Source organism: Algivirga pacifica (genome assembly GCF_039543525.1).
In the GTDB taxonomy this organism is placed as follows: domain Bacteria; phylum Bacteroidota; class Bacteroidia; order Cytophagales; family Flammeovirgaceae; genus Algivirga; species Algivirga pacifica.
Genome location: NZ_BAABJX010000045.1, coordinates 1 through 23,497 on the forward strand (window position 1 = coordinate 1; position 23,497 = coordinate 23,497).

At 38.5% G+C, this 23,497-nt stretch carries 25 protein-coding genes and 1 pseudogene; 22 read left to right on the plus strand and 4 right to left on the minus strand.

The genetic code is table 11. The features are described from left to right. Positions 1-649 precede the first annotated feature (649 nt). Together ABD985_RS14780 and ABD985_RS14785 are read left to right on the plus strand one after the other, a co-directional pair. On the plus strand, positions 650-1,339 hold the full coding sequence (locus ABD985_RS14780; protein WP_345373010.1) for a Crp/Fnr family transcriptional regulator: 690 nt from the start codon (positions 650-652) through the stop codon (positions 1,337-1,339). Positions 1,340-1,640: 301 nt separating this feature from the next. After that, complete coding sequence (locus ABD985_RS14785) at positions 1,641-2,915, plus strand: serine hydroxymethyltransferase (RefSeq protein WP_345373012.1); 1,275 nt, start codon at positions 1,641-1,643, stop codon at positions 2,913-2,915. A 61-nt stretch (positions 2,916-2,976) separates the two neighbouring features. On the opposite strand, the gene ABD985_RS14790 is transcribed toward ABD985_RS14785, so the two are convergent. From ABD985_RS14790 to clpB, 3 genes are all read right to left on the minus strand, one after another. Continuing rightward, entirely contained in the window at positions 2,977-3,546 is a 570-nt protein-coding gene (locus tag ABD985_RS14790; RefSeq protein WP_345373014.1) for a Crp/Fnr family transcriptional regulator, read from the minus strand. A 133-nt stretch (positions 3,547-3,679) separates the two neighbouring features. Beyond that, positions 3,680-4,426: a type 1 glutamine amidotransferase domain-containing protein gene (locus ABD985_RS14795; RefSeq protein WP_345373016.1), complete on the minus strand. Its 747-nt coding sequence runs from the start codon at positions 4,424-4,426 to the stop codon at positions 3,680-3,682. A gap of 264 nt (positions 4,427-4,690) precedes the next feature. Next, complete coding sequence (gene clpB / locus ABD985_RS14800) at positions 4,691-7,306, minus strand: ATP-dependent chaperone ClpB (protein ID WP_345373018.1); 2,616 nt, start codon at positions 7,304-7,306, stop codon at positions 4,691-4,693. Positions 7,307-8,062: 756 nt separating this feature from the next. Between clpB and ABD985_RS14805 the strand changes: the two genes are divergently transcribed. The 9 genes and pseudogenes from ABD985_RS14805 (at position 8,063) to ABD985_RS14840 (ending at position 12,387) form a co-directional block, all read left to right on the plus strand. Next, positions 8,063-8,203 carry a tyrosine-type recombinase/integrase gene (locus tag ABD985_RS14805; RefSeq protein WP_345373020.1) on the plus strand — a complete coding sequence of 47 codons (141 nt, stop codon included), beginning with the start codon at positions 8,063-8,065 and terminating at the stop codon, positions 8,201-8,203. A gap of 106 nt (positions 8,204-8,309) precedes the next feature. Further along, positions 8,310-8,726: a hypothetical protein gene (locus ABD985_RS14810; RefSeq protein WP_345373022.1), complete on the plus strand. Its 417-nt coding sequence runs from the start codon at positions 8,310-8,312 to the stop codon at positions 8,724-8,726. Between the two features lie 45 nt (positions 8,727-8,771). After that, a complete protein-coding gene (locus ABD985_RS14815) occupies positions 8,772-9,164 on the plus strand; it encodes a DUF1493 family protein (protein ID WP_345373024.1) in 393 nt (130 codons plus the stop codon). Between the two features lie 44 nt (positions 9,165-9,208). Continuing rightward, positions 9,209-9,679, plus strand: a complete 471-nt coding sequence (locus ABD985_RS14820; protein WP_345373026.1) for a hypothetical protein — start codon at positions 9,209-9,211, stop codon at positions 9,677-9,679. Between the two features lie 139 nt (positions 9,680-9,818). Then, positions 9,819-9,971 carry a hypothetical protein gene (locus tag ABD985_RS14825; protein ID WP_345373028.1) on the plus strand — a complete coding sequence of 51 codons (153 nt, stop codon included), beginning with the start codon at positions 9,819-9,821 and terminating at the stop codon, positions 9,969-9,971. A 23-nt stretch (positions 9,972-9,994) separates the two neighbouring features. Further along, entirely contained in the window at positions 9,995-10,717 is a 723-nt protein-coding gene (locus tag ABD985_RS14830) for a virulence RhuM family protein (RefSeq protein WP_345373030.1), read from the plus strand. A gap of 54 nt (positions 10,718-10,771) precedes the next feature. After that, positions 10,772-10,855: pseudogene (locus ABD985_RS21290) on the plus strand (Fic family protein); the annotation flags it as partial. 225 nt (positions 10,856-11,080) lie between these two features. Further along, the gene (locus ABD985_RS14835) at positions 11,081-11,809 is read left to right on the plus strand and encodes a YoaK family protein (RefSeq protein ID WP_345373032.1); all 729 of its coding nucleotides are present in this window, start codon (positions 11,081-11,083) and stop codon (positions 11,807-11,809) included. Between the two features lie 59 nt (positions 11,810-11,868). After that, positions 11,869-12,387 (plus strand): DUF6155 family protein, encoded by a 519-nt coding sequence (locus tag ABD985_RS14840; protein ID WP_345373034.1) that lies wholly within the window; start codon positions 11,869-11,871, stop codon positions 12,385-12,387. Between the two features lie 120 nt (positions 12,388-12,507). Here the strand turns inward: ABD985_RS14840 and ABD985_RS14845 are convergent, their stop codons facing one another. After that, positions 12,508-13,044, minus strand: a complete 537-nt coding sequence (locus ABD985_RS14845; protein WP_345373036.1) for a GNAT family N-acetyltransferase — start codon at positions 13,042-13,044, stop codon at positions 12,508-12,510. A gap of 291 nt (positions 13,045-13,335) precedes the next feature. On the opposite strand from ABD985_RS14845, the gene ABD985_RS14850 reads away from it, so the two are divergent. The 11 genes from ABD985_RS14850 to ABD985_RS14900 all read left to right on the plus strand — a co-directional run bounded on the left by ABD985_RS14850 (position 13,336) and on the right by ABD985_RS14900 (position 23,467). Beyond that, complete coding sequence (locus ABD985_RS14850) at positions 13,336-15,606, plus strand: TonB-dependent receptor (protein WP_345373038.1); 2,271 nt, start codon at positions 13,336-13,338, stop codon at positions 15,604-15,606. An 11-nt stretch (positions 15,607-15,617) separates the two neighbouring features. After that, complete coding sequence (locus ABD985_RS14855) at positions 15,618-16,001, plus strand: hypothetical protein (protein ID WP_345373040.1); 384 nt, start codon at positions 15,618-15,620, stop codon at positions 15,999-16,001. A 152-nt stretch (positions 16,002-16,153) separates the two neighbouring features. Then, entirely contained in the window at positions 16,154-16,993 is an 840-nt protein-coding gene (locus ABD985_RS14860) for a DUF4625 domain-containing protein (RefSeq protein ID WP_345373042.1), read from the plus strand. Between the two features lie 292 nt (positions 16,994-17,285). Then, the gene (locus ABD985_RS14865) at positions 17,286-17,780 is read left to right on the plus strand and encodes a hypothetical protein (RefSeq protein WP_345373044.1); all 495 of its coding nucleotides are present in this window, start codon (positions 17,286-17,288) and stop codon (positions 17,778-17,780) included. A 46-nt stretch (positions 17,781-17,826) separates the two neighbouring features. Continuing rightward, positions 17,827-18,420 (plus strand): Tll0287-like domain-containing protein, encoded by a 594-nt coding sequence (locus ABD985_RS14870; RefSeq protein WP_345373046.1) that lies wholly within the window; start codon positions 17,827-17,829, stop codon positions 18,418-18,420. Positions 18,421-18,446: 26 nt separating this feature from the next. After that, positions 18,447-18,815: a DUF2200 domain-containing protein gene (locus ABD985_RS14875; protein ID WP_345373047.1), complete on the plus strand. Its 369-nt coding sequence runs from the start codon at positions 18,447-18,449 to the stop codon at positions 18,813-18,815. Positions 18,816-18,831: 16 nt separating this feature from the next. Beyond that, a complete protein-coding gene (locus ABD985_RS14880) occupies positions 18,832-19,716 on the plus strand; it encodes a LysR substrate-binding domain-containing protein (protein ID WP_345373049.1) in 885 nt (294 codons plus the stop codon). Between the two features lie 76 nt (positions 19,717-19,792). Next, entirely contained in the window at positions 19,793-20,719 is a 927-nt protein-coding gene (locus ABD985_RS14885) for a YeiH family protein (RefSeq protein ID WP_345373050.1), read from the plus strand. A gap of 21 nt (positions 20,720-20,740) precedes the next feature. Then, positions 20,741-21,472, plus strand: a complete 732-nt coding sequence (locus tag ABD985_RS14890) for a hypothetical protein (RefSeq protein ID WP_345373052.1) — start codon at positions 20,741-20,743, stop codon at positions 21,470-21,472. A gap of 173 nt (positions 21,473-21,645) precedes the next feature. Next, complete coding sequence (locus ABD985_RS14895; RefSeq protein ID WP_345373054.1) at positions 21,646-22,104, plus strand: YehS family protein; 459 nt, start codon at positions 21,646-21,648, stop codon at positions 22,102-22,104. Positions 22,105-22,420: 316 nt separating this feature from the next. Next, positions 22,421-23,467 (plus strand): serine hydrolase domain-containing protein, encoded by a 1,047-nt coding sequence (locus ABD985_RS14900; RefSeq protein WP_345373056.1) that lies wholly within the window; start codon positions 22,421-22,423, stop codon positions 23,465-23,467. The last annotated feature ends 30 nt before the right edge of the window (positions 23,468-23,497 follow it).

Here is a 23,497-nt window from a genome sequence, read left to right on the forward strand (position 1 = left end):
GCCACTCCTTATAAATTTAAAGCCTTATTCAGCACGAGATGTTGGATAAGGCTTTTTTTGTGTGAAATAATGAAACTTATGACTGCTCGCTTTACAGTAACATGAGATCATGTAAGGTTTTAGATCGATTTGAGCATTTATTTTCAATAAGGAAGTTTAGGTAAATGATTAAATAGTCATGCAAGGTTTGTTATTATTGTGTAAGTAAAATAGGGTAGATTATTCTCTTAATTCAATTACTTCTTGTTGAGATTATATTTTGTGGTTGAGAAGTCCTTCATGAGAGAAAATTTTATGGATACCCTTAGTAATAGGATTATTTAAGTAAATAATTGGAGACTAAATGAGGGAAGTCATATCCTATAAAGACTTTTGTCATATTTATAACTTAAATTCCTTAATAGCTTTGTCGCAGATAATTCTGATAATAATTTAAACACGGTCAAAGGCATGTTACTCTGGCTGTGTTTTTTCATTGAGGACTATTTTTCTAGCTATAATACTATTTCTCAGCGATAAGAGAATAAATAGGTATGCAAGCATACTTTATAATTCTGAATAAACGTAAAAATGTAAGAAATGGCTTTTGAAGAGTCTTATTGGATAGCTATTTTTAGAATATTATCAGAATCTATCCATACAAAAGACTATGAAATTAACACAATCTACTTGTAAGATTTGCAAGGGTAGTGAAAGTTCTTTGTTTTCTTGTTGTACACCTGAAGAAATCGAGAATTTAAACCTTGCAACTAACTGTAGTTTCTACAAAAAAGGTCAACCCGTATTCCAAGAAGATTCTATGCCAGTAGGCCTCTACTGTGTCAGTGAAGGTCTTGTTAAGGTAACCAAGCTCGGAAGTAATGGAAAAGAGCAAATTCTCAGAATTGCTAAGCCCGGAGATTTAGTGGGCTATAAGTCTTTAATCATGAGTATGAGATATAAGGCTTCAGCAATTGCAATTGAGGATTCATCGATTTGTTTAATTCCCAAATCCCAGTTTCAGGAACTTCTAAATTCAAACAGAGCATTTTATGATGGCATCATGCAACTGCTTTGTGAAGAAATCGATAGTGCAGAGACTAAAATTACAGATATTGCCTATAAACCGGTAAGAGGACGAATAGCAGAAGCATTGCTTTTGTTAAATAGTTCATTTGTCGATAAAGAACAGATTACCCTCACTAGAGAGGATCTGGCAGGTTTAGTAGGAACTGTAAAAGAAACGGCTATTCGAATTATTTCTGAATTTAAGAATGAAAATCTCATCGAGATTAACAAGCGGAGTATTAAGATTATTAATGAGCAAGGACTCAAAAAAATAAGTCACTTGTACGATTAAAGAATAGTACTAAAGTAAATAAAAAGGGAGTGGAAGTCTATAAATGATTTTCACTCCCTTTTTTTAGTTAATAACCTCCCTTAAAATGATTGAAACGTACTTGTAAACAGTGAGATGATTATAAAAAGTAAAAGAGTATGATAGAGATATTATTACTTTTCTTAGTTTTGTGCTGGATTTTAAGAATATTTACTAATTAGAGAGAAATAAGATTTTCTCTCACTGGGATATTCTAGTTAAGCAGATAGGGCAGAGGAGAGTTACACATATTGTTTAATAGTTATATTACAGCAGCTCGATTATGAAAAGAGACGAAAGAGTTTTTGACTTGATCGAAAGAGAAAGAAACAGACAAGTTTCAGGTATTGAATTGATTGCATCAGAGAACTTCACCTCTCCACAGGTAATGGAGGCTATGGGAAGTGTATTGACAAACAAATATGCAGAAGGCCTTCCAGGAAAAAGATACTACGGTGGTTGTGAAGTAGTAGATGAGGTAGAGACACTAGCTATCGAGAGAGTAAAAGAACTTTTTGGGGCAGAGTGGGCAAACGTACAACCTCACTCCGGAGCTCAAGCGAATGCTGCGGTGATGTTGGCTACTTTGAAGCCAGGAGATAAAATCTTAGGTTTTGACCTTTCTCACGGTGGACACTTAACACACGGTTCTCCAGTAAACTATTCTGGTAAATTCTACAATCCAGTATTCTACGGAGTAGAACAAGAGACAGGAGTAATCGATTGGGATAAAGTAGTTGATCAAGCAAGAAAGGAAAAGCCACAAATGATTATCTGTGGAGCTTCTGCTTACTCTAGAGAGTGGAATTACCAAGCTTTAAGAGAGGTTGCTGACGAAATCGGCGCAATCCTTTTGGCGGATATCTCTCACCCATCAGGGCTTATTGCTAAAGGCCTTTTGAATGATCCTTTGAAGTATTGTCACGTAGTAACTTCTACTACGCACAAAACGTTGAGAGGACCTAGAGGTGGTGTAATCATGATGGGACAAGATTTCGAAAATCCATGGGGATTGAAAACTCCAAAGGGTAAAACAAGAATGATGTCTTCTCTATTGGACTCAGGCGTATTCCCAGGTACACAGGGTGGACCTTTGGAGCACGTGATTGGTGCAAAAGCAGTAGCATTTGGTGAAGCATTGACAGATGAGTACTTGAACTATGTGAAGCAAGTACAGAAAAATGCGAAGACAATGGCAGAGCACTTCTTGGCAAAAGGATATGATATCATTTCGGGTGGTACAGATAACCACATGATGTTGATTGACCTTAGATCAAAAGGGTTAACGGGTAAGATCGCTGAGAATACTTTGATCAAAGCAGATATTACTATTAATAAAAACATGGTTCCATTTGATGACAAGTCTCCATTTGTTACTTCAGGTATGCGTATCGGTACGGCTGCTGTAACGACAAGAGGTTTAATTGAGTCAGATATGGGACGTATTGTAGAGTATATTGACCGTGTCTTGATGAACCACGAGAACGAAGGTGAGATCGTGGCAGTGAAGAACGAAATCAACGAGTGGATGCCTCAGTATCCTTTGTTTGCTCAATAAGCATATCAAATCGTTGATAATAATAAGAGGGAAGGCTAAATGTCTTCCCTTTTTTATTGTTCTATGAATTGTTGGAGTAAAGTCTACTAAGCGTTTCCCTTGAAACACCCAGATAAGCGGCTATGTATTTTTTTGGAATACGATCTTTCAAGGTTGGATAGAGACGAATAAATTCTTCATAACGCTCCTGAGGATTATTGGATAGGAGTGATAAAATTCGTTTTTGAAGAGCAACGTATCCATTGGTAATTTTTTGACGGAAGAAATATTCCATTTTATGTAAGTCTGTACATAGCTTTTCCCGATTGGCTAAGGAAATCTGAAGTATTTCACAGGGTTCCATGCAATCGACATTGATTGTAGCTTGTAGTGTATTGAAGTAGGCATCGTAATCAGCAACCCACCAATCTTCTATGGCAAACTGCAAGATATGTTCTTTGCCATCAGAATTGGTATAGAAGGCTTTGAGACAGCCTTTGATTACCCAATTATCATATTTATCATACTCTCCTTCTTGAACTAAATATTGGTGCTTTCGGAGGGACTTGTGTTCGAAGTGGGATAGTACATGTTCAAATTCAGTATCACTTAATGAGATGATTTTCTCTATGTGTTGTCGTAATGGGTGCATAAAGCATACGGTTGAGCATTAAACAAACATTAGACAAAAGTGAGGATAATATTTTGATCTATTATAGCTGAGTACAAAAAAAGCGACAGATATGTCTATCTGCCGCTATACTATTTGAATAAGAACAATCTTATTACTTGTTCTCTTGAAGTGTTTCTACAATTTTCTCCCCCAATAAGTGTGCTGAAGCAGGGTTTTGTCCGGTGATCAATCGACCATCCACAGATACTTTTTCTTCCCAGTTAGCAGCTTTATCTACTTTAGCTCCTCTTTCGATCAGTTTTGTTTCCAAGGCAAAAGGAACTACGTTATCTAGTTTCATCGCTTCTTCTTCCTCGTTGGTGAAGGTACTGATGGTCTTACCATCCACTAGATAGCTTCCGTCATTTAATTTGATGTTTACCAATCCTGCTGGTCCATGACATACGGCACTAACAACTCCTCCTTGCTCGTAAATATCAGCAGCGATATTCGCTAGTTTCTTATTTTTAGGAAAGTCCCACATTGTTCCGTGTCCTCCTGCATAGTGGATTACTTGATAGTCAGACACCTCAACTTGCTTTGGCTTAAGCGTATTATTGATCTTTTGCTGAAAAGTTTCGTCTTCCCATACTTTTTTGTTGATAGGATCTTCTAAGTCAAATCCATCTACAGGCACTTTGCCACCTTTAGGACTTACAAAGTCAATCTCGTAACCTGCTTTGGTAAGTACATCCCACGGGTGTGCTACTTCACTTAGGTAGTACCCTGTTTCTTTGCCAGTATTTCCTAGTTCTCCGTGACTAGTAACAACGAACAAAATTTTCCCTTTTGAATCTTGAGCTTGTACCCCAGTAAGCGCCCAAATACTTAGGATAAAAAATAAGAATAACTGTTTCATAATAATTATAGGTTTAATCCAATGATCTATTTCTATTTATAATCAGAGAAACACAAGGACAGTTCCTTACTTGTAGAGCTGCTGTATTTCCCTTTTGTTGACGATACAAAGGTCTATAAAATTTAAAGGGAGGGGAAGGAAGCTACGCACAAAAAAAATGTGATTTGGATCACACCAAATGATATGGTTCCAAACAAGCTCTTAATAAAAAAGGGAAGACTAGATGCTAGCCTTCCCCGTTGGTATTTGATGATAGGGCGTATCTTATAATGCCTCGTTTCTGAATACTATCTTATTATTGTCTACGTCAACGACCACTTTTTGTTCGTTATTGATGTCTCCATTTAGAATAGATTTGGAAAGATCATTCAATAAGTAGCGTTGAATCACCCTTTTGATTGGTCTTGCACCAAACTGAGGATCGTAACCAATATCCGATAGATAGTCCAATGCCTTGTCAGTCGCTTCAATATGGATATTATTCTGTAGCATACGCTTTTGAATATCCTTGAACTGAATACCGGCAATGATACGCATCTCTGCTTTTTCCAGTGGCTTGAACATGATCAGTTCATCGATACGGTTCAGGAACTCCGGACGTACTGACTTTTTCAGTAGGTCGAATACTCGCTCCTTGGTAGCCTCCAGGAAGAGTTGTTTCTCGTCTTCCTCCATCTCACGATTCTTGATATGCTCAAAGTCTTCCATAATCATATCTGACCCTATATTGGAGGTCATAATGATAATGGCATTCTTGAAGTCGGCAATGCGACCTTTGTTATCGGTTAAGCGACCGTCGTCCAGTACTTGTAGGAGAATATTGAAAACATCCGGATGGGCTTTTTCAATCTCATCCAACAGGATCACTGCATAAGGACGCTTTCTTACCGCTTCGGTCAACTGTCCTCCCTCATCGTACCCTACGTAGCCCGGAGGAGCTCCAATCAGACGGCTTACCGAATGACGTTCCTGATACTCGGACATATCGATACGAACCATCGCTTTCTCATCGTCGAAGAGATACTCCGCCAATGCCTTTGCCAACTCTGTTTTACCTACCCCAGTGGTACCTAGGAAGAGGAATGAACCGATTGGACGTCGAGGGTCTTGCAATCCGGCACGACTCCTACGTACAGCGTCAGACACCGCCGTAATCGCCATCCCTTGACCGGCAACACGCATCTTGATCTGGTCTTCCATATGCAAGAGTTTCTCACGTTCAGACTGCAACATCTTGCTGACAGGAATTCCCGTCCATTTGGCAACCACTTCAGCGATCTCCTCGGAGGTCACTTCTTGTTTTAATAGGCTATGACCTTCTTCATTGCCTTTACTAACAATTTCCTGCTGTGTTTCCAATTTTTGTTCCAACTCAGGGATTTTACCGTACTCTAACTCGGCAGCCAATCCAAGGTTACCTTCCCTTTTTGCTCTTTCGGCATCCCTTTTAGCATCCTCAATTCCTGACTTTAAGGACTTTAATTCCTCAATACTATCTTTCTCCTGTCTCCACTTGGCTTTCAGGTCTTGTAGTTTTCCATTGAGGTCTGCAATGGATTTGCTTAAATCTTCTTCCTTGAGGGTGTCCCCTTCCTTACGAATAGCTTCCCGCTCAATTTCCAACTGCATCACCTTACGCTGAATTTCGTCGATCTCTTCCGGCATGGAGTCAATCTGAATTCTCAGACGGGAGGCCGCCTCATCCATTAAGTCAATAGCCTTATCCGGCAATTGACGATCGGTGATATAGCGGTTGGATAATTCTGCCGCAGAAATAATCGCATCGTCCTTAATACGTACCCCGTGGTGCACTTCATACTTCTCTTTGATCCCCCTTAGGATAGAGATGGTATCCTCTACCGTAGGTTCATCGATATATACGGTCTGGAATCGTCTTTCCAGCGCCTTATCTTTTTCTACATACTTCTGGTATTCTTTCAGGGTAGTGGCACCAATTGAACGCAACTCACCCCTTGCCAAAGCAGGTTTCAGTAGGTTCGCCGCATCCATTGCGCCTTCTCCACCACCGGCACCCACTAGTGTATGGATCTCGTCAATAAATAGTACAATCTGTCCTTCTGCATCCACAACCTCCTTGATGACTGCTTTCAGTCTTTCCTCAAACTCTCCTTTGTACTTGGCACCTGCCACTAGCGCACCCATATCTAAGGCTGCTAACGTAATGTCCTTTAAGTTTTCCGGAACATCCCCTGAAGCAATACGTTGCGCCAGTCCTTCGGCAATGGCCGTTTTACCTACCCCAGGTTCTCCAATCAACATTGGATTGTTTTTGGTTCTTCTGGACAGGATTTGCAAAACCCTTCTAATTTCCTCGTCACGACCGATCACTGGGTCCAACTTCCCTTGCTTGGCAAGTTCCGTTAGGTTTTGTGAATAACGTTCCAAAGAGCGGTACTTATTTTCCGCATTCTGGTCGGTCACTTTACTATCTCCTCTCACTTCTTTTATCGCTGCTTTTAAATCTTTCTCATTATATCCTACTTCCTTCAGAATGGAAGCCGTTTTATCTTTTCCCTTGAATATCCCGATCAGTATATGCTCTACGGCAACAAACTCATCCTTCATATCCCGCATGATATGCTCCGCTTGCTGTACTGCTTGAATAGCATCATTGGAGAAATACGGATTTTGTCCCGAAGACTTCGGATAAGTCAGGATCAGGTCCGATATCTTTTGCGTTAACGTATTTTGATTCACCCCTAACTTCTTATTGATAAAAGAAATCAGGTTCTGATCATTTTCTATAATTCCTTTTAAGATATGCCCGGTCTCTATAATCTGCTGTTGGTTGCCTTGGGCAATGGAGGCAGCCTTCTGTATCGCTTCTTGCGATTTGATGGTTAGCTTGTCGAAATTCATATGAGTTATTTTTTAGGGGCGCGATGAATCGTGCCCGTACTATCCTTTATCTTTATTTATCTGCAATCATTATTGATCAAAAGGAGGGCCAATGGGATTTTTGCTGTCAAAGTAGCTTATGATGCGTGAGTTAATAGATTTTTGGCTGTCATTTTGACTTATTGTTTTCATATTCAGGGTTTTAGTAGGACTTTTTGTCATTTTATGGTTAAGTATTTTACTATCGACTTTCATAGGACAAGCTGTAAAAATATACCCTACTCTAAGAGTTCAGATTTTATCTTTTAGAGGAGTTAATAGTAAACACTACTGTAAGGTGATAAAATCGCTCTTAGAGTTTAGGTGTCCTTAGACCTTAATATTCTATATGGTCAAAGAGCGATTTTATCGGTGAGACCTCATTTTTTCGTTTATGGTGTAGTATCCGATAAAATCTGAATTCTTTGACCAGTGTAGATCTTGTATAACGTGTTTGACAAGAAGTGATAATTAAGGTATAAAAAATATATAGGGTCTGCTTATAAAAAGCAGGTTTCTATTTAATAAGCTGAATGTAGGCCCTTGCGTCACGCAAGGGTTTGCGTAACAATAGTGTTTCTAATAGCTGAGACACTCATATTTTCACAAACTTCTTTAGCAGAAGGAAAGGGAGTTCTTGGAGATTAAAGCGTTTATGCAGGCGTTAGTCGAAAAGCACAAAGGGATTTTTACTTTAATCAGAAGGCTAATGGTATTCGTTTTTTATGTGGAGGACTTTTGGCCATAGACTTATTGGAAGAAAGAACTGACCTTCGATATATACAAACTTTTTTGGGACATAGCTCCAAAAAAACAACAGAGATCTATCGGCATGTAGTGACAAAGAAATTGAATAATATCAAGAATTTACTAGATTAGAGATGAGAAGGGGATAAAAGCCATATTCTTTTATTTCCAATTATTTCAGGATAAAAGTGATCAGTGGCTTTTTTAAATTGTTGTGCTTCATTAAAATAATAATCGAATGATTGAAGAAATTTGGAGAAATAGATGGCTTTCATGTATTAATGAATTGACTTCGTTAAGACTCCAAAGAGAATCTTGGCTTGATAAGACTAACTCAAATCCACATTGGTCATTTGTAGAGTTCATGTGCTCCTATTTTGATGATTTAGGAATCGACAATAATTATGCGCATCAATTAAATAATGACTTGATTTCAAACAAAGAATTTGAAATAATAAAACCTTGGCATGAATTACTTGATAAATACAATTCGCCAAAAAATGATGATTATGATGTTGAAAAAATCCTTGAGGATAAGGAATGGCAACTGATCGTTGAGAAAGGAGTAAAAGTAAAAATTGAGTTGAGCAATTGTTTAAATGAAGCTGAAAATCAAATCTTGAATGAAGAAATAGACTATAGAAAATACAAGTAGTCAATTGTAATAAAAACAAAAGCACAACATTCAGTATCGAATTATATGAGTTGGCTTAATGAAATAAGGAATTTTCTAGAAGACTATTCAGGAGTGTATCCGGAAAATCCAGACATAGATATATGGAAAGATATGGGAATAGTTGGAGATGACTTTCATGAAATGATGGGTAAATACTCCAAGCAATATGATGTGGATTTAAGTAACTACCTGTGGTATTTTCATACTAACGAAGAGGGGCAGAATATTGGAGGATTGTTCTTCACTCCACCTAACGAAAGAGTTCAAAGAATCCCGGTAACGCCTCAACTATTAGCCAAATTCATTGAAACTAAAAAATGGGAAATTGATTATCCCGATCATAAGCTTCCAAAAACACGGATTGACTTGATCATTAACCTGTCCCTATTTGTGATTATAATTTGGATATTAAAATAAAAACTGCACACAACAATGGCAAAAAATCATAACCACCCTGGGGGATGACTATGATTTTTATCCTAATCGTTGTAGTCAATGTAAAGATGACACGGATAATTGACATAATACTTGCGATCATTGTAATCGGTGGACTATCATTAACCTTGCTTGTCGAGATAGCCAACCTAATTGGCTTTGGGACACAAGAATATTATTTACAGCACCCTGATTATCCAGAAGGATCAGAATTCAAAAAAGACCTCAAAAGCGGCTTTGCACAGTTGATATTTTGGACAATAATAACGGCAGGACTACTGACATTGAGCATTTATTCAAGAATTAAAAAGAAGAAAGGATTACTCAATCGGACAGCTTTAGCGACATTCATATTTGCGACTTACCTTCCCATACTGACAATATTGAACGGTCTGACAATAAGAGGGCTGATTATGGGAACTGTGACACTTGGACTCGCTGGACTAACACTGATAAAAATGATAAAAGAAAAAAGCATCGGCAAAAACACTATGTAAAAATGCATTAAAACGCATTTTACACTAAACGTTATGCTTAAAAATGATGAATACTAAAGCAATAATTGTTGGTAAATTTGATCTCGGATACATAGTAAAGCTCCCAAATCGAATAATAGCCCAACTGAGAGTTAACCACATGAAAGGAGAAGAGTTGGTATGCCATCTTGCTTCTGAAGAGGTTAAATTGTTTGATAAGGAAATAGAAGTTGATATAATCTATCAAGATGAAGAGCAAGTATATGTAAGTCAGTTATTTGATTTAGAGAGAGTTAAAAGGAAGGATCAATAGTTAAAGCTTAGAGAAAGTAATTCATGAATGAATCATCAGAGATAATCATTTTTACCCCTTCTTCTGGAGAGATTGAATTTAAAGTAGTTCTTGATCAAGAAGAAGACACAGTGTGGGTTTCTGAGCAACAAATGATAGACCTTTTTGGAAAAGCAAGAAGAACTATCGGTGAGCATATCAAAAACATCTATAAAGAAGGTGAATTAGATCGGGAATCAACTTGGCGGGAATTCCGCCAAGTTCGTCAGGAAGGAAATCGACAGGTGTCACGGGCAGTATCTGTCTATAATCTTGATATGGTTATCTCTGTAGGCTTTAGAGTCAAATCAAAAGTCGGGATAGAATTTAGACGATGGGCGCTTCAAAAATTGAAAGAATACCTAATCAAGGGTTATTCCTTGAACGAACAATTGCTAAATCAACAAAGGGATCGAATGCATAGATTAGAGTTTGAGATAGCTCAACTCAATCAAAAACTCCTCGACAATCAAAAAGAAATCACCACGGGTTTTCTGGAAATCATCTCTAACTATACCAGATCGTTCGAACTACTCAGCAAATACGATAACGAAGAGTTAACGACTTCAGGGCTAAATGAAGAAATTATCTATGTTATCAATTACGAAGATGTTAAGGGAGCCATTAAAGCATTGAAGGCAGGCTTGATGGAAAAAGGTGAAGCCAGTGAATTATTTGGTAATGAAAAAGATGACTCTTTCCAGGGAATATTAGGGAGTGTATCTTAAACAGTTTTTGGGCAATTAGCCTACCCAAGTATTGAAGAGTAAGCAGCTCAGTTACTTTATTCCGTTATCAAAGGTCATGTGTTTAGTGATGGGAATAAACGAATAGGTTCCTTTTTGTTCGTGTGGTTTTTGGAATAGAATGACTTTCATCTTAGAACTGATGGTCAAAAGAAAATTACAGACAATACGCTGGTAGCATTAGCCTTAGCTGTGGCGCAGAGTTTACCAGAACAGAGAGAGTTAATCATTAAACTAATAATCAACTTAATAAAAGCATAACATGGGCTATAAAATCAGGCTTGCTTTGCATCGCCCGATTTCTAGCCATATCGTTGACCATGAAAAAGCAACTAAGAAATAAAAATGTTTAGACATCAAGGCAAAAGGAGAACATTAAAACACAACCTGCAGATTGCAATGGTGCTATCATTGGTTGCCGGAATTGTGAATGTGACGGGTTTTTTGGAGTTTAACCGACTCACCACCAATGTGACGGGACATTTTGCCTTTTTTATCAATGATGTCTCCAATGTTGAGTATTGGAGGGGGATGGTGTATTTTCTTTATATTTTTTCATTTCTCTTTGGCTCATTTTCTTCGAGTTTGTTGATTGAGAAATTTAGAGAAAACAAAAAATTAAATGTGTTTGTCATACCCACGATGTTGGAGGTATTTATATTGATTTCAATCCCTATAGTCTATAATCTTTATCAAATAAAGTACCCTGATATCATTGTGTGTTCGCTGCTATTTGCCATGGGACTTCAAAACTCCTTTGTGACCAAGCTATCGGACGCTGTCGTGAGAACGACGCATTTAACGGGTTTATTTACAGATTTAGGAATTGAGCTGTCGCAATTATTTTTCCCAAAAACGCATTCACATCAAGCCAAGCTCAAAGCGACGATCAAGCTACGTATCTACATTGTTTCGTTTTTCTTCCTGGGGGGCTTAATCGGTGGTTTTTTATACTCGAGAATGGAGCTTAAACTTAATACGCTGATTTTTCCAGCATTGGTTTTGGTCATGAGTTTGTTGTATGATGATTTTAGGTTTAAAATTATCAAAGTAATAAGAAGATATAGGCGATGACAAAGCTCTTGTAGGTAGAGAGTTATAAGAATTTAAAAATCAATTAATCCATTTAAATCATGGGCCTTAGGGAACTAAAAAAAGAACTTAATAAACTCGACAAAAAACAACTTATTGATCTTGTCGCTGATCTGTATAAAAAGAATAAAGGAGCCAAGGAGTATCTTGATTTTTATGTTACCCCTAATGAAACGGAACTATTTGAGAAGTATAGGGACAAGGTTTTTGATGCATTTTATCCGAAGCGAGGAGGTCATTATTTGAATCTCAGGGAGGGTAAGAAAGCGATTAATGACTTTAAGAAATTGGCACCTTCGGCAGCCTTAGTTGCTGATCTTATGCTGTTTTATGTGGAAACAGGAGTGCAATTTACCTTAGAGTTTGGAGATATTGACGAAGCATTTTATTCCAGTATGACGTCTACTTATAGTGCTGCATTGACACTGATGGCCAAGGAAGATTTATTGGAGCAGTTTGCGGATCGGGCTGCACAAGTGGTTCAGGATACCCTTGATAAGGGTTGGGGTTTTCATGATACTTTATATAGTATTCATTGGGAGTTTTATCCTGAGCACTAGTGGAGCATTTTTAGTGATTAGTGGTTGGTGATTGGTTTTACTGAATATCTATACTAGTCACTAATCACGTATTTAATAATCGTAACTCCTTCTTCCTTAATCTCTTAGTGACCCATCCACTTACCAAAGCTCCGGATTATTCAGCGCTGCTACACAATAGGATTTTCCTTGGATGGATGTGATTGTATCTCCTTCCAACGATTGTGCGATCCACCCTTCCGGGTAGCTCAATTTTAATGGAGCAGGAATCACTTCTTCCGTGATGTGTTGGTAACCTACCTTGGAGTAGAAATTAATATCACCATAGGTGATCACCACCTGTACCCCTTCTTGTTTTAGCACTTCGTGGGCATATTGGATAACACGTTGCCCAACGCCTTGCCCTTGTACCTTAGTAGATACAGCAGCGGGGGATAAAATCCAGGCATTTATATCACTTTTTTCAAATCGAATTCTTGAAAAGAAAACACCTCCCACGATGTTTTCTCCTTCCCTTGTAATAAAGACTTTTAGGTATTCAGAAGGCGTTTGAAGGAGTTGTCGGACGAATGTGCCAATAGTATTCCCTTCTTCTGCTCCCTCAGCATCGGTAAAGGTTTGGGTGAATAGTTGAATGATTTCCTGATCGTTTCCGCCTGTATAGATTGAATTTTCCATGATTACTAAATTGATTGAATATTAGTGTGTGAATGTCGAATTGGAGTTTTTTGATGATATAGTTTATGCACAGGATCTTTCAAAGATCTTTTATAAATTTGCACCTAATTCCTGTATTATTACCTTGAAGTCATTAACTTCTTAAGAAAGAACGATACTTCTATTACCTAATTTATTTTGAACAAACACAGGCGATCCGAACTGAAGTTAACAAACTTATTCCCTTGGTTCCTATTACTTTGTATGTGGAGTATTCTGGGTACATCACCCTTATGCGCTCAAGAGAATTCCTTGACAATAAAGGTCCTTTCTCAAGGAAAAGGTATCGAAAATGTCAATGTCTACCTGAATCAGAAATACTATACCTCAACCAATAAGGAAGGGATATGCTATTTACCTATACAAAAAGCCACGCCTATTCTTCTCTCTCACTTGGGATATGAGACACTTCAGGATACCTTATTACCTTCTCAAGTATACAAAGAGTTTGCATTGTACCCTTCTGAAAAATGGTTGCAAACGGTACAGGTCAATAGTAACCACCACTCCGTACTTCAGGAAAAGCGTATTCTTAAAAATGAATTAGAGGAGCGTTTACAGCCTACCTTGGCACAATCCTTAGCGTATATTCCTGGCGTCAATGTGATTAGTATGGGCACCGGAATCAGCAAACCTGTTATTCGGGGAATGTTCAACAATCGGGTGCTCATTATTGAGAATGGTCTTAAGAAAGAAATGCAGCAATGGGGGAGTGATCACGGGATGATGGTTGACCCGCAGAGTGTCAATACACTTTCTATTATCAAGGGAGCTGCGGTACTTCAATACAGTGCAGATGGTGTAGGAGGTGTGATTGATATCAATACACTGGCATATCCTGAAAAAGAGGGAGTGACTGCTACATTGCAAAATACCTATCGTAGTGTTAATCATGAAATCGCAACTGCAGCAGAACTGCAATGGAGAAGGCAGCAATGGTTCGGGCAGGTTAATGTGTCAGGAACTTCCTTTAGGGATTATAAAGTGCCGGCCACAACCTTTGAATACAACGAGTACATCTTACCAATTTTTGATCAGCACCTCAAGAATACCGGAGGACAGCGCTACACTGTAAAGGGAGCATTGGGACATCATTCAGAGCAGTTCTCATGGGTTGTGCATGGAAGTGGTTATCAGGAGAAGTTGGGTATTTTCGCTGGTGCACATGGCGTACCCCGGGAAGAGGATCTTCTGGATGATGGTGACCGAAGAAATATAGCATTGCCCTCTCAAGAAAACAGCCATTGGCAGATTGATGCGCACTTTCATTCCCAGTTAAAGGAAGACCTATCTTGGGAGACAGATGCAGGCTGGCAAAGCAACTTACGTCTGGAAAAGGGACTGCCACATCACAATAATATAGATCTCTCTGGCAAAGACCCTTATCTGGAAAATGGCTTGCAATTGCATACCTATTCCATGAATTCTCGTCTGGTACAGAAGATGGATTTTTGGGAATGGAAAGGGGGGATTGCGGCAGGGCATCAATACCATCAGCGTAGCGGCTATGAGTTTCTTATTCCAGATTATCAACAGACGAACGCAGGGGTATATGTATTTACGACTTATACGCCTAGTACTGTATGGAATATTACTGGAGGGGTGCGCTACGATTTTACTCAATTGACTTATGAAGCTTTTGAGATGCCCCTGCGCAATGGACAATCGGAAATCGTAGGGTATACACCAAGGGCTTCAGACTATCAAGGGCGTTTTCATAATCTCTCATGGGTAGTAAGTACAGAACGACAGTGGGAGCAAGTTCAGGCAAGCTTTTCGGCAGGGAGAATATTCCGTACTCCGGCGATTAATGAGGTGGGGATTAATGGGATTCATCATGGAACATTCCGTCATGAGTGGGGAAACAAAGACCTTAATCCAGAGCGTGGCTATCAATTGGACTTGGGACTACAGTGGAAGCAAAGAGGAAGTGAATTATCCATAGCTCCTTTTTTCAACTACTTTGGCAACTATATCTATTTAAAGCCTTCAGGCAGTTTTCTAGCACCAGGTATGGAAAAGCCGCTTCCCGGTGCCGGACAAGTTTATACGTATACGGAGAGCAGCACTTTACATACAGGGTTTGAAGTCAATGCCCAGCAATCATTAACCAAGACCTATAGCCTTGTGGCTACCGCAGAGTATGTATACCATCAGAACCTGAGAACCCGGACGCCCATTCCATTTACACCTCCTTTTTCCACTACGGCAGAAATACGCTATAAAAAAGAGTTTCCTGTCCAGTGGATGAAGCACTTGCAGTATCGCATCAGTGGACGATGGACCGCTTCACAGCAGCGGGTGGATCGTAATGAGTTAATCACCGAAGGATACTTCTTAATAGATGCTCATATGGGAGGTACTTTTATGCTGTACCATTTACCTATAGAAATACAATTCAGCATCAACAATATTTTCAATACAAATTATCAAAACCACTTGAGTAGGTACCGTATCCTCAATTTACCAGAAGCGGGAAGAAATATGATGCTCACACTAAAGATCGCCTTGAATAAAGGATAATCCTCTCATCGATGAAGAAAGCATTCGTCTATATATTTGTGACATTCTATCTGTTCGCTTCTATACGTCCCCTTTTGGTGGTGATGGAAGATTGGATGGCACATGCTTTCTGGTTGACAGTGCACCAACACCATCATCATGCACAGGGCAATGATCACGTGCTTCAGGAACTCAAGGAAGAGTCTATCCATCAGCATGAGCATACCACACATTCACATAAAAAGAAAAAAGAAGAAAAAAAGCAGGAGGAAGTACTGATCAATCAGTTGATAGAGTGGTACTCCCATGCTTCTTTTCGGACAAAAAGAAAATATTTCCCACCAATAAATGGTAGTCCGTTAGAAGGCTATCCTTTCCGAATCACTCCTCCTCCAAAGGGTATTTCATTTATCTAATGGTCTCAGATAAATACTGTCTCTAAACACCTAATTATACGACAGCATCAATCTGAGATATTATCATATCAATGATTATTTAAAACATTTTGCATTCGCAAGAAGGGGTCCTTGTTGTGCTCTCTTGTGTATGCCTATAAATTAAAAGACGAATGAATACCAAAGTATATTATTTATTGGGATTGATCATCGGCCTTTTTTCGGCTTGTTCTGAACCTATTGAAGTAGACGTCCAAAGCCCTGTGATCAATACGTTTGCCATCAATGGTGCTTCTGAAGATATTCGTGTAAGTGTAGGGGAGGAAGTGAAGCTGCAATACAGTGTGAGTGACGACCAAGCGCTTTCTGAGATAAAGTTCTACATTCATAATGGTTTTGACGGACACGTACACCCGAATGCTCGACTGTCAGAGGATGCTCCGGTACCTTTTACGTTAAACGAAGTTGTAAAAGTGGAAGGATCGGCAGATGAAAATGTCTATACTTTTGTCCTTCCTGAAAATACGGCGGCAGGACCTTATCACATAAAAATGGACTTGATCGATAAAGAAGGTAACGAGGCACAGTTTGTAGAGCTGTTGATGGAAGTATATAGTAGCTCCCAGCCTACCCTGGAAATCAATACGCCTGTGGCGGGAGAGACATTGGAGCTGGAAATTGGAGATAGCTTTCCGATACAGGGAACCGCAGGAGATGTAGAAGGCATCTGGGAAATCCATATTGATTTATTGAAGAAGCACAATAATCACGCTTCAGGAAGGGTTGCCCATGAAGGGGCTGTTCTTACCAACGATATTGTGGAATGCCAGGGATTGCATACCTATCTGATTGATCATACTTTTACGATTATGGCTAAGACAGAGGATGGCGCTGCTGTAGAACTCGGTGAATATGAGCTTCAGATCAAGGTTTGGGATAATGATATGCAGCTTGAAGATTGGGATGGAGATGGGAATGTTAAGGTGATTTACCGAGACTTGCTGATCAAGTAGAAGTATAATGATAGGGTAAATAACCGCCATACTGCTAAAACGTCATGTAATGGATTCAACAGAGCCTTTTAGCAGTATGACGGTTATTTACTTAACTTTAATGAAGTAATTAGTATTAATGCTGACTCTTTTGATAGAGATGTCCTTTGCCGCGTAAAGGGAGTAATTCAATACATAGAATAATGAAGAATTATAAAGTATTAGGAGAAACGAATTTAGAGAAAATATTAGTGGCTTAGTTATGAGTGTATACAAACCGTTAGTCCAAACTTTAAGGTATCCAAGTTGGTCTATGAATGATATTTTTACAATACCATTAATATACTTTGTGTATTTCCTTATTCCAGTTCCGTTTGTATCATGGTGGTTAGTAATTCCAAGTGTTTTATCTTTAGGATCTTTGTATTCAATGATAACAAGGGATCGGTCAGTGCAAGTGATGGTAAATGAAAGTGGAATACTTTTTATTACAGAAGGTCTTGAATTTGAATGGAAGGGAATTTCTCATGCATCAGTTAGGATTCATAATATAAATTCATATTCAGCTGATAGTAATGGTTTTAAAGAATATTTACACGTGATTTACAAAGGAGATGAGTATGTAAAATTAATTGATGATTTTGAGTACAATACCCATTGGCTCAAAGATAGCTTTGAGTATTATGGGAAAAAAGGTATATGCAATTACCCATTTGCTAATGGAGAGCGAGCGTATACTATCTATAATAATGAGGAGGTGTATAATAGAACTAGACCATCTGAGCCATCAGGAGATTTTTTATATTAAAGTACAAAAAGATACCCCCTATTTGTTTATCAAAGCAATAAGTAACATGAAAACTACAATACTATTGATTCTACTAAGTGCTTTCTTAATCAGTTGTAACCAAAAAGAATCCTCTAAAGAAGAGAAGACGGAACTAGAGGTAGTTGCAGAAATGGCTCCCTTAGCATTAGGCAATACGATTGCAATGGAAACGCAAACGGTCTTGGCTCAAAATTTAATGAAGGCCATAAAGACTAAGGGAACAGTGCATGCCTTAGCCTTTTGTTCGGAGCAAGCAATTCCTTTAACCGATAGTGTAGCACAGTCGTTACATGCTTATATCAAGAGGGTATCCGATAAAAATAGAAACCCAAAGAATAAAGCGAATGCGACAGAATTGGCATATATCAACGCTTCAAAGGAAGCTTTAGCAAAGGGACAATCTATTGAACCAAAATTGATCACCACAGAAAATAGTGTGGTAGGTTACTATCCGATCGTAACGAATAGTATGTGTCTTCAATGCCATGGGCAGCCTGAGAAAGATATTGAGATGGCATCTTTGTCGAAGATTCAACAGTTATATCCGGAAGATAAGGCGACAGGGTATAAAGCAGGAGAGTTGAGAGGGATTTGGGTGATTGAAATGGATAAGAAGTAAAAAAACTTAACTGAAAACTATCAAGCATGAAAACTACAACAAAACATGACGAACGAATGGCAACGATGATTTTTGCCTCCGTGTATCCTCATTACGTGACCAAAGTCGAAAAGAAAGGCAGAACCAAAGAGGAATTGCATTTGGTGATTAATTGGCTCACCGGATTTGATGATGCTAAAATTCAACAGCTATTGGATGAAAAAGTAACCTTTGAGCAATTTTTTCAAGCGGCAGAACTTCATCCGAATATTCACCTGATAAAAGGGGTGATTTGTGGGTATCGCGTGGAGGAAATTGAAAATCCGTTAACACAAAAAGTAAGGTATCTGGATAAGTTGGTGGATGAGTTGGCAAAGGGAAAAAAGATGGAGAAAATTCTTCGTGAGGAAAAGTAGTAATACGAAAAGCTGAATGAAAACGAAAATCCAAATATTTCAAATTGTAGCGAAGCACCTAAGTTTTACGAAGGCCGCTGAACAGCTGTACCTCTCTCAACCGGCGATATCCAAGGCGATTAAAACGTTAGAGCAGGAGTTTAATACCACACTGTTTATCCGTAAGAGGAACGGCATTGAGTTGACGGATGAAGGCAAGTCTTTTTTGGTTTACGTGGATAAGCTTTTGGCCGTTTATGCAGAAATGGAGGAGGCTTTTACCCATAAGAAAGAGACGTTTCCTGAGCTGATCAAGTTGGGTGTCAGTACGACCTTGTCGAATTATATTATTCCTAAGGTGATCGCCAAGTTTAATCAGCAGTTTCCCAAGACGAGGTTTCATATTATTGATGGGAACACAGAGGAAATTCAGGAGCTGATTCTGAGTGGAGATATCGATTTGGCGATTACGGAGGGGAGCAGCTCAAATCCCAAGTTAAACTTTAAGAAGTTTATCAAGGATGAGATTGTATTGGTGACGAATGCCCACAACAACAGCTTTAAGAATGAGGTGATCGATCTGGAAAAGCTGCAGGAGATTCCCATTATTTCTAGAGAGCAAGGCTCAGGCACAAAGGAAATTATAGATGCTTTTCTATCAGAGTATGGGATTTCGAAGCTAAATGTATTGATTTCCTTTAATAGTACGGAAGCGATTAAGAATTACCTTTATCATTCGGATCAATTCGCTTTGGTGTCTATACATGCGATTACGGATGATCTAAACACCAACAAACTAAAGGTCATAGATATTAAGAATTTGTCGATTGAGCGATGGTTTTACTTTGTGAGAAGAACAGGGTATTTATCTAATACGACGGATTATCTGGAAAAATTCATCCGCACTAATTATAACTTTTAGTTATATCAAATAAATAATTACATTCCATAAGTGATAGTCTAAAAGAATACTTTTGTATCAACCAAATAACACTGATATGAAAGACTTTTTCTCAAAATCCATTTATTTTCTTGTAATTATACTGGCGCTGGGAGGCTTGATTAGTAGTCCTATCGCCCTACTTTTTGGTGTTATATTTAACTTCTTATGGGAAGCGCCTTTTAAAAAGTCTAACCCTAAAAACATTAACCTGTTACTAAAAATCTCCGTAGTGGGGTTGGGTTTTGGGATGTTGATCAAAGATACGCTACAAACAGGCAAAGAGGGATTTGGATTGACAATTGTCACGATTGTTTTTACGATTACGTTAGGCTTATGGCTGACAAGGTTATTGAAGATTGATCTTAAACTAGGACATTTAATTACCTCGGGTACGGCTATATGTGGTGGGAGTGCCATTGCAGCGATAGCTCCTACTGTCAAGGCCCAAGAGAAAACGATCAGTATGGCATTGGGGGTTATATTTCTGTTAAATGCAACAGCCTTATTTATATTTCCGAGCTTAGGGTATTTCTTTCATTTGACACAAGAGCAGTTTGGGTTGTGGTGTGCCGTGGCGATACATGATACCAGTTCGGTCGTAGGCGCGGCATTATCCTATGGAGACGAAGCTTTGCAGATTGCTACGACGGTCAAGTTATCCCGAACACTATGGATTATTCCTTTTGCCATGTTCTCTATGTTCTTATTCAAAACCAAGGGAGAAAAAATAAAAATACCTTATTTTATCCTGTTATTTTTACTGGCTATAGCGATTAACAGCAGTCATATTTTACCTGAAAGTACGACACAATTTATCGTTCTCATTTCGAAAAGATTGTTGGTAGTAACGTTATTCTTGATTGGATTAACGATTTCTACTAAAGATTTAAAGGCAGTAGGGATGAAGCCTATATTTTTAGCAGGGACACTATGGGTTGCGATATCTGTATTTTCGTTAATGCTTATTATGGTGAAACTTTAAAGCAATAAATAATCTGAATAAATGGATACAAGTATTAGACAGTTTTTTAGTAAAGAGGTATTACTCGTTATTTCCTTTTTTATTTTTTTAACCACGGCTTTGCAAGCACAAGAGCATTCTCCAAAACATACCAAGGATAGACCCTCCACACACGGAATGCTTCTTTTTGGCAATCATCAGATATATGCCTCTCATTTACCGATGTTTCATTCTCCGCACGATTATCAAGTCCTATTGAAATTGGAGCTATCGGAGATGGATAAAGAGCAGTTCTTAAAGGATAAAGCACAACACCCTCATTGGCCAACCTACACGATTGCTCCGGAAACATTTGTCCTTCCTGAGATGATCAACAATCCAAGACCTTTTAAGGTTAGCGTGTACAGAGGACATTTTGAAAGAGGGGGAGAGCTTCTTTTGGAAGAGATCACCGTTAAGATTAAGGAGGTAATTTACTTTGAGAAGTTCAATTCTAAAGCAGAGAAAGCAAAAAGTGCAGACTATATTTTATTGGGTGATGAACAAGAGCAATTTTTAGTGCATCGTATTTCTAATAAACCGGACTTTGAGCAGATTATTCAGGTAAAAACAGATGCAGTAGCATCGTTGGAAGATCAGCCGTATCGTATTCTTACAATCAATGAGGCACAGAATTCACCCATAGGGGTAAGTGGTAATCGTATCATCGTGGGACAAGATACTGTACAATTGTTGGAGCAGTTGTATCTGGAATTTGAAGACCTAAAACATTAGCAGAGATACAGTACTCTTGGAACGTAGAAGTAATCAAGCAGGAGTATAGTCGTTAAGATTGATGTTGTCTCACCATTTATGTTTATTGGTTATCATGTATTGTTTATAAACGATAACCAATAAACGGTAAGCCCTGTATTATTTCTTATTACCTTGTGAAAAAAAAGACCACTATGAATAATAATGACATCCTGCGCCGATTGCGCTACACCTTTGACCTGAGTGATCAACAAGTGATTGATATCTTCAAGCAGGTAGGACATACAGTAACCCGTCCACAAGTGGTGAATTGGCTGTTGCAGGAAGATCAAGAAGAATTTAAGTCCCTTAGAGATATAGAATTGGCTTTATTCCTTAATGGGTTTATTAATCTTAAAAGAGGAAAAAAGGAAGGACCTCAGCCTGAAGCCGAGGAGCGTCTTAACAATAACCTTATCCTGCGTAAGCTGAGAATTGCCTTGAACCTGAAGGATACCGATATGCTGGAGGTAATGGATCGAGCTAATTTTCCAATCAGTAAGCATGAGTTGAGTGCTTTCTTTAGAAAGCCGGGGCAGGGGCAATATAAATTGTGTAAAGACCAGATTTTAAGAAAATTCTTGAAAGGGTTACAATTGAAGTATAGACCTTGATATAGGTTGTCATGAGGTTTGAATAAACATGAGTTATCCCATATTAACATCTAAGGGGGTAACTCATGTTTTTTGTTTAAAAAGTGCCTTTATGTATTTAAAAATTAGGCAAATCCTTCAAAGCCTTGATTTTTTTGCTTCGTTTTTTCATCAAGGAAAAAATGAAGAAGCTCATAAAGGGCTTGTGAGATAGCTGTAAAGTGATGAATTCTCAGAAAACTAAGCCATTTGTTAATATGGGATGATTCATGTTTCTTCAAACTTAATCAGATTGGGACAACTGCTAAACGATAACTAACAAACCCTTAAATTACTTATGAACAAAAAACTACTACTCAGAATATTGCTATTTGGAGGGACAATAATCTCTCTTTTTTTTGTGCCTTGGATATTGATAAAAGCTTGGGTCATGCCATTGCCAGAATCCGTTCAGGAGCAATTAGATGAAGCCCTTACTTATGGTTTTGATGGTATAGTGGTATATATAGATCAGGGAGAAAAACAGCCGGAGTTTTATGCATCCGGTTGGAAAAATCGGGAAAATAAAACTCCTGCAGATCCTTATGCCTTATTCAAGATTGCAAGTATCGCAAAGTTATATGATGCGGTAGCCATTACGAAATTGGTGGGAGCGCAGCGTCTTTCTTTGGATAAAACACTGTCAGATTACTTTCCGGAGTGGACAGGGCGAATTGAATATGCGAATGAGATTACCTTGAGAACGTTGGTACAGCATAGAAGTGGTATTCCAAATTATACCAACTCACCCGGTTTTTGGGAGCACCCACCAAAAACGGTTGAAGCCACTTTAGGGCTTATTCTTGATCAACCTGCCAGTTTTAAGCCAGGGGAAGGGTATGAGTATTCCAATACCAATTACTTATTGCTTGCGGAGCTGATTAAGAAAGTAACAGGTTCTGATAAATCCCATTACATACGGGAAGCTATTTTAGCTCCTTTACGATTAAAGAATACATTTTTTTCTATTCATGAGATTAATATAGAGGAGCTGATGAGTGGATATTATGTAGGAATTGAAGAGGATATTAAGACCGTAGATTATGGTTCTATGGTTGCGACAGCGGAGGATGTTGGAATCTTCTTGCGTGCCTTAAATCAAGGAACCTTATTGAATAAAGAGGAACAAGCGATTTACTCGTCTATTTATAAATATGAGCATACGGGTCTGATTCCCGGATATCAGAGTATTGCTAAATATCATAAGAAGGAAGATATGGTCGTTATCCAATTTACGAATACGACGGATTTTAGTGGATATCAGTGGAGCTTGTCCGAGATAGTATATCATCGGATTATGAAAATACTCAAAAAAAGTTCATATAATAGTGGTACGATAGATTAATCCTTTTTCTCTTCTGTGAGACAACAGAAT

Excerpts from the sequence above, each read along its gene's own strand:
- ABD985_RS14855 (WP_345373040.1), top strand. The coding sequence starts at position 15,618 with ATGAAGAAAGCATTCGTCTATATATTTGTGACATTCTATCTGTTCGCT.
- clpB (WP_345373018.1), bottom strand. The coding sequence starts at position 7,306 with ATGAATTTCGACAAGCTAACCATCAAATCGCAAGAAGCGATACAGAAG.
- ABD985_RS14830 (WP_345373030.1), top strand. The coding sequence starts at position 9,995 with ATGAATGAATCATCAGAGATAATCATTTTTACCCCTTCTTCTGGAGAG.
- ABD985_RS14780 (WP_345373010.1), top strand. The coding sequence starts at position 650 with ATGAAATTAACACAATCTACTTGTAAGATTTGCAAGGGTAGTGAAAGT.
- ABD985_RS14875 (WP_345373047.1), top strand. The coding sequence starts at position 18,447 with ATGAAAACTACAACAAAACATGACGAACGAATGGCAACGATGATTTTT.
- ABD985_RS14900 (WP_345373056.1), top strand. The coding sequence starts at position 22,421 with ATGAACAAAAAACTACTACTCAGAATATTGCTATTTGGAGGGACAATA.
- ABD985_RS14795 (WP_345373016.1), bottom strand. The coding sequence starts at position 4,426 with ATGAAACAGTTATTCTTATTTTTTATCCTAAGTATTTGGGCGCTTACT.
- ABD985_RS14790 (WP_345373014.1), bottom strand. The coding sequence starts at position 3,546 with ATGCACCCATTACGACAACACATAGAGAAAATCATCTCATTAAGTGAT.
- ABD985_RS14860 (WP_345373042.1), top strand. The coding sequence starts at position 16,154 with ATGAATACCAAAGTATATTATTTATTGGGATTGATCATCGGCCTTTTT.
- ABD985_RS14825 (WP_345373028.1), top strand. The coding sequence starts at position 9,819 with ATGAAAGGAGAAGAGTTGGTATGCCATCTTGCTTCTGAAGAGGTTAAA.
- ABD985_RS14840 (WP_345373034.1), top strand. The coding sequence starts at position 11,869 with ATGGGCCTTAGGGAACTAAAAAAAGAACTTAATAAACTCGACAAAAAA.
- ABD985_RS14815 (WP_345373024.1), top strand. The coding sequence starts at position 8,772 with ATGAGTTGGCTTAATGAAATAAGGAATTTTCTAGAAGACTATTCAGGA.
- ABD985_RS14845 (WP_345373036.1), bottom strand. The coding sequence starts at position 13,044 with ATGGAAAATTCAATCTATACAGGCGGAAACGATCAGGAAATCATTCAA.
- ABD985_RS14820 (WP_345373026.1), top strand. The coding sequence starts at position 9,209 with ATGACTATGATTTTTATCCTAATCGTTGTAGTCAATGTAAAGATGACA.
- ABD985_RS14835 (WP_345373032.1), top strand. The coding sequence starts at position 11,081 with ATGTTTAGACATCAAGGCAAAAGGAGAACATTAAAACACAACCTGCAG.
- ABD985_RS14865 (WP_345373044.1), top strand. The coding sequence starts at position 17,286 with ATGAATGATATTTTTACAATACCATTAATATACTTTGTGTATTTCCTT.
- ABD985_RS14885 (WP_345373050.1), top strand. The coding sequence starts at position 19,793 with ATGAAAGACTTTTTCTCAAAATCCATTTATTTTCTTGTAATTATACTG.
- ABD985_RS14785 (WP_345373012.1), top strand. The coding sequence starts at position 1,641 with ATGAAAAGAGACGAAAGAGTTTTTGACTTGATCGAAAGAGAAAGAAAC.
- ABD985_RS14890 (WP_345373052.1), top strand. The coding sequence starts at position 20,741 with ATGGATACAAGTATTAGACAGTTTTTTAGTAAAGAGGTATTACTCGTT.
- ABD985_RS14895 (WP_345373054.1), top strand. The coding sequence starts at position 21,646 with ATGAATAATAATGACATCCTGCGCCGATTGCGCTACACCTTTGACCTG.
- ABD985_RS14880 (WP_345373049.1), top strand. The coding sequence starts at position 18,832 with ATGAAAACGAAAATCCAAATATTTCAAATTGTAGCGAAGCACCTAAGT.
- ABD985_RS14870 (WP_345373046.1), top strand. The coding sequence starts at position 17,827 with ATGAAAACTACAATACTATTGATTCTACTAAGTGCTTTCTTAATCAGT.
- ABD985_RS14810 (WP_345373022.1), top strand. The coding sequence starts at position 8,310 with ATGATTGAAGAAATTTGGAGAAATAGATGGCTTTCATGTATTAATGAA.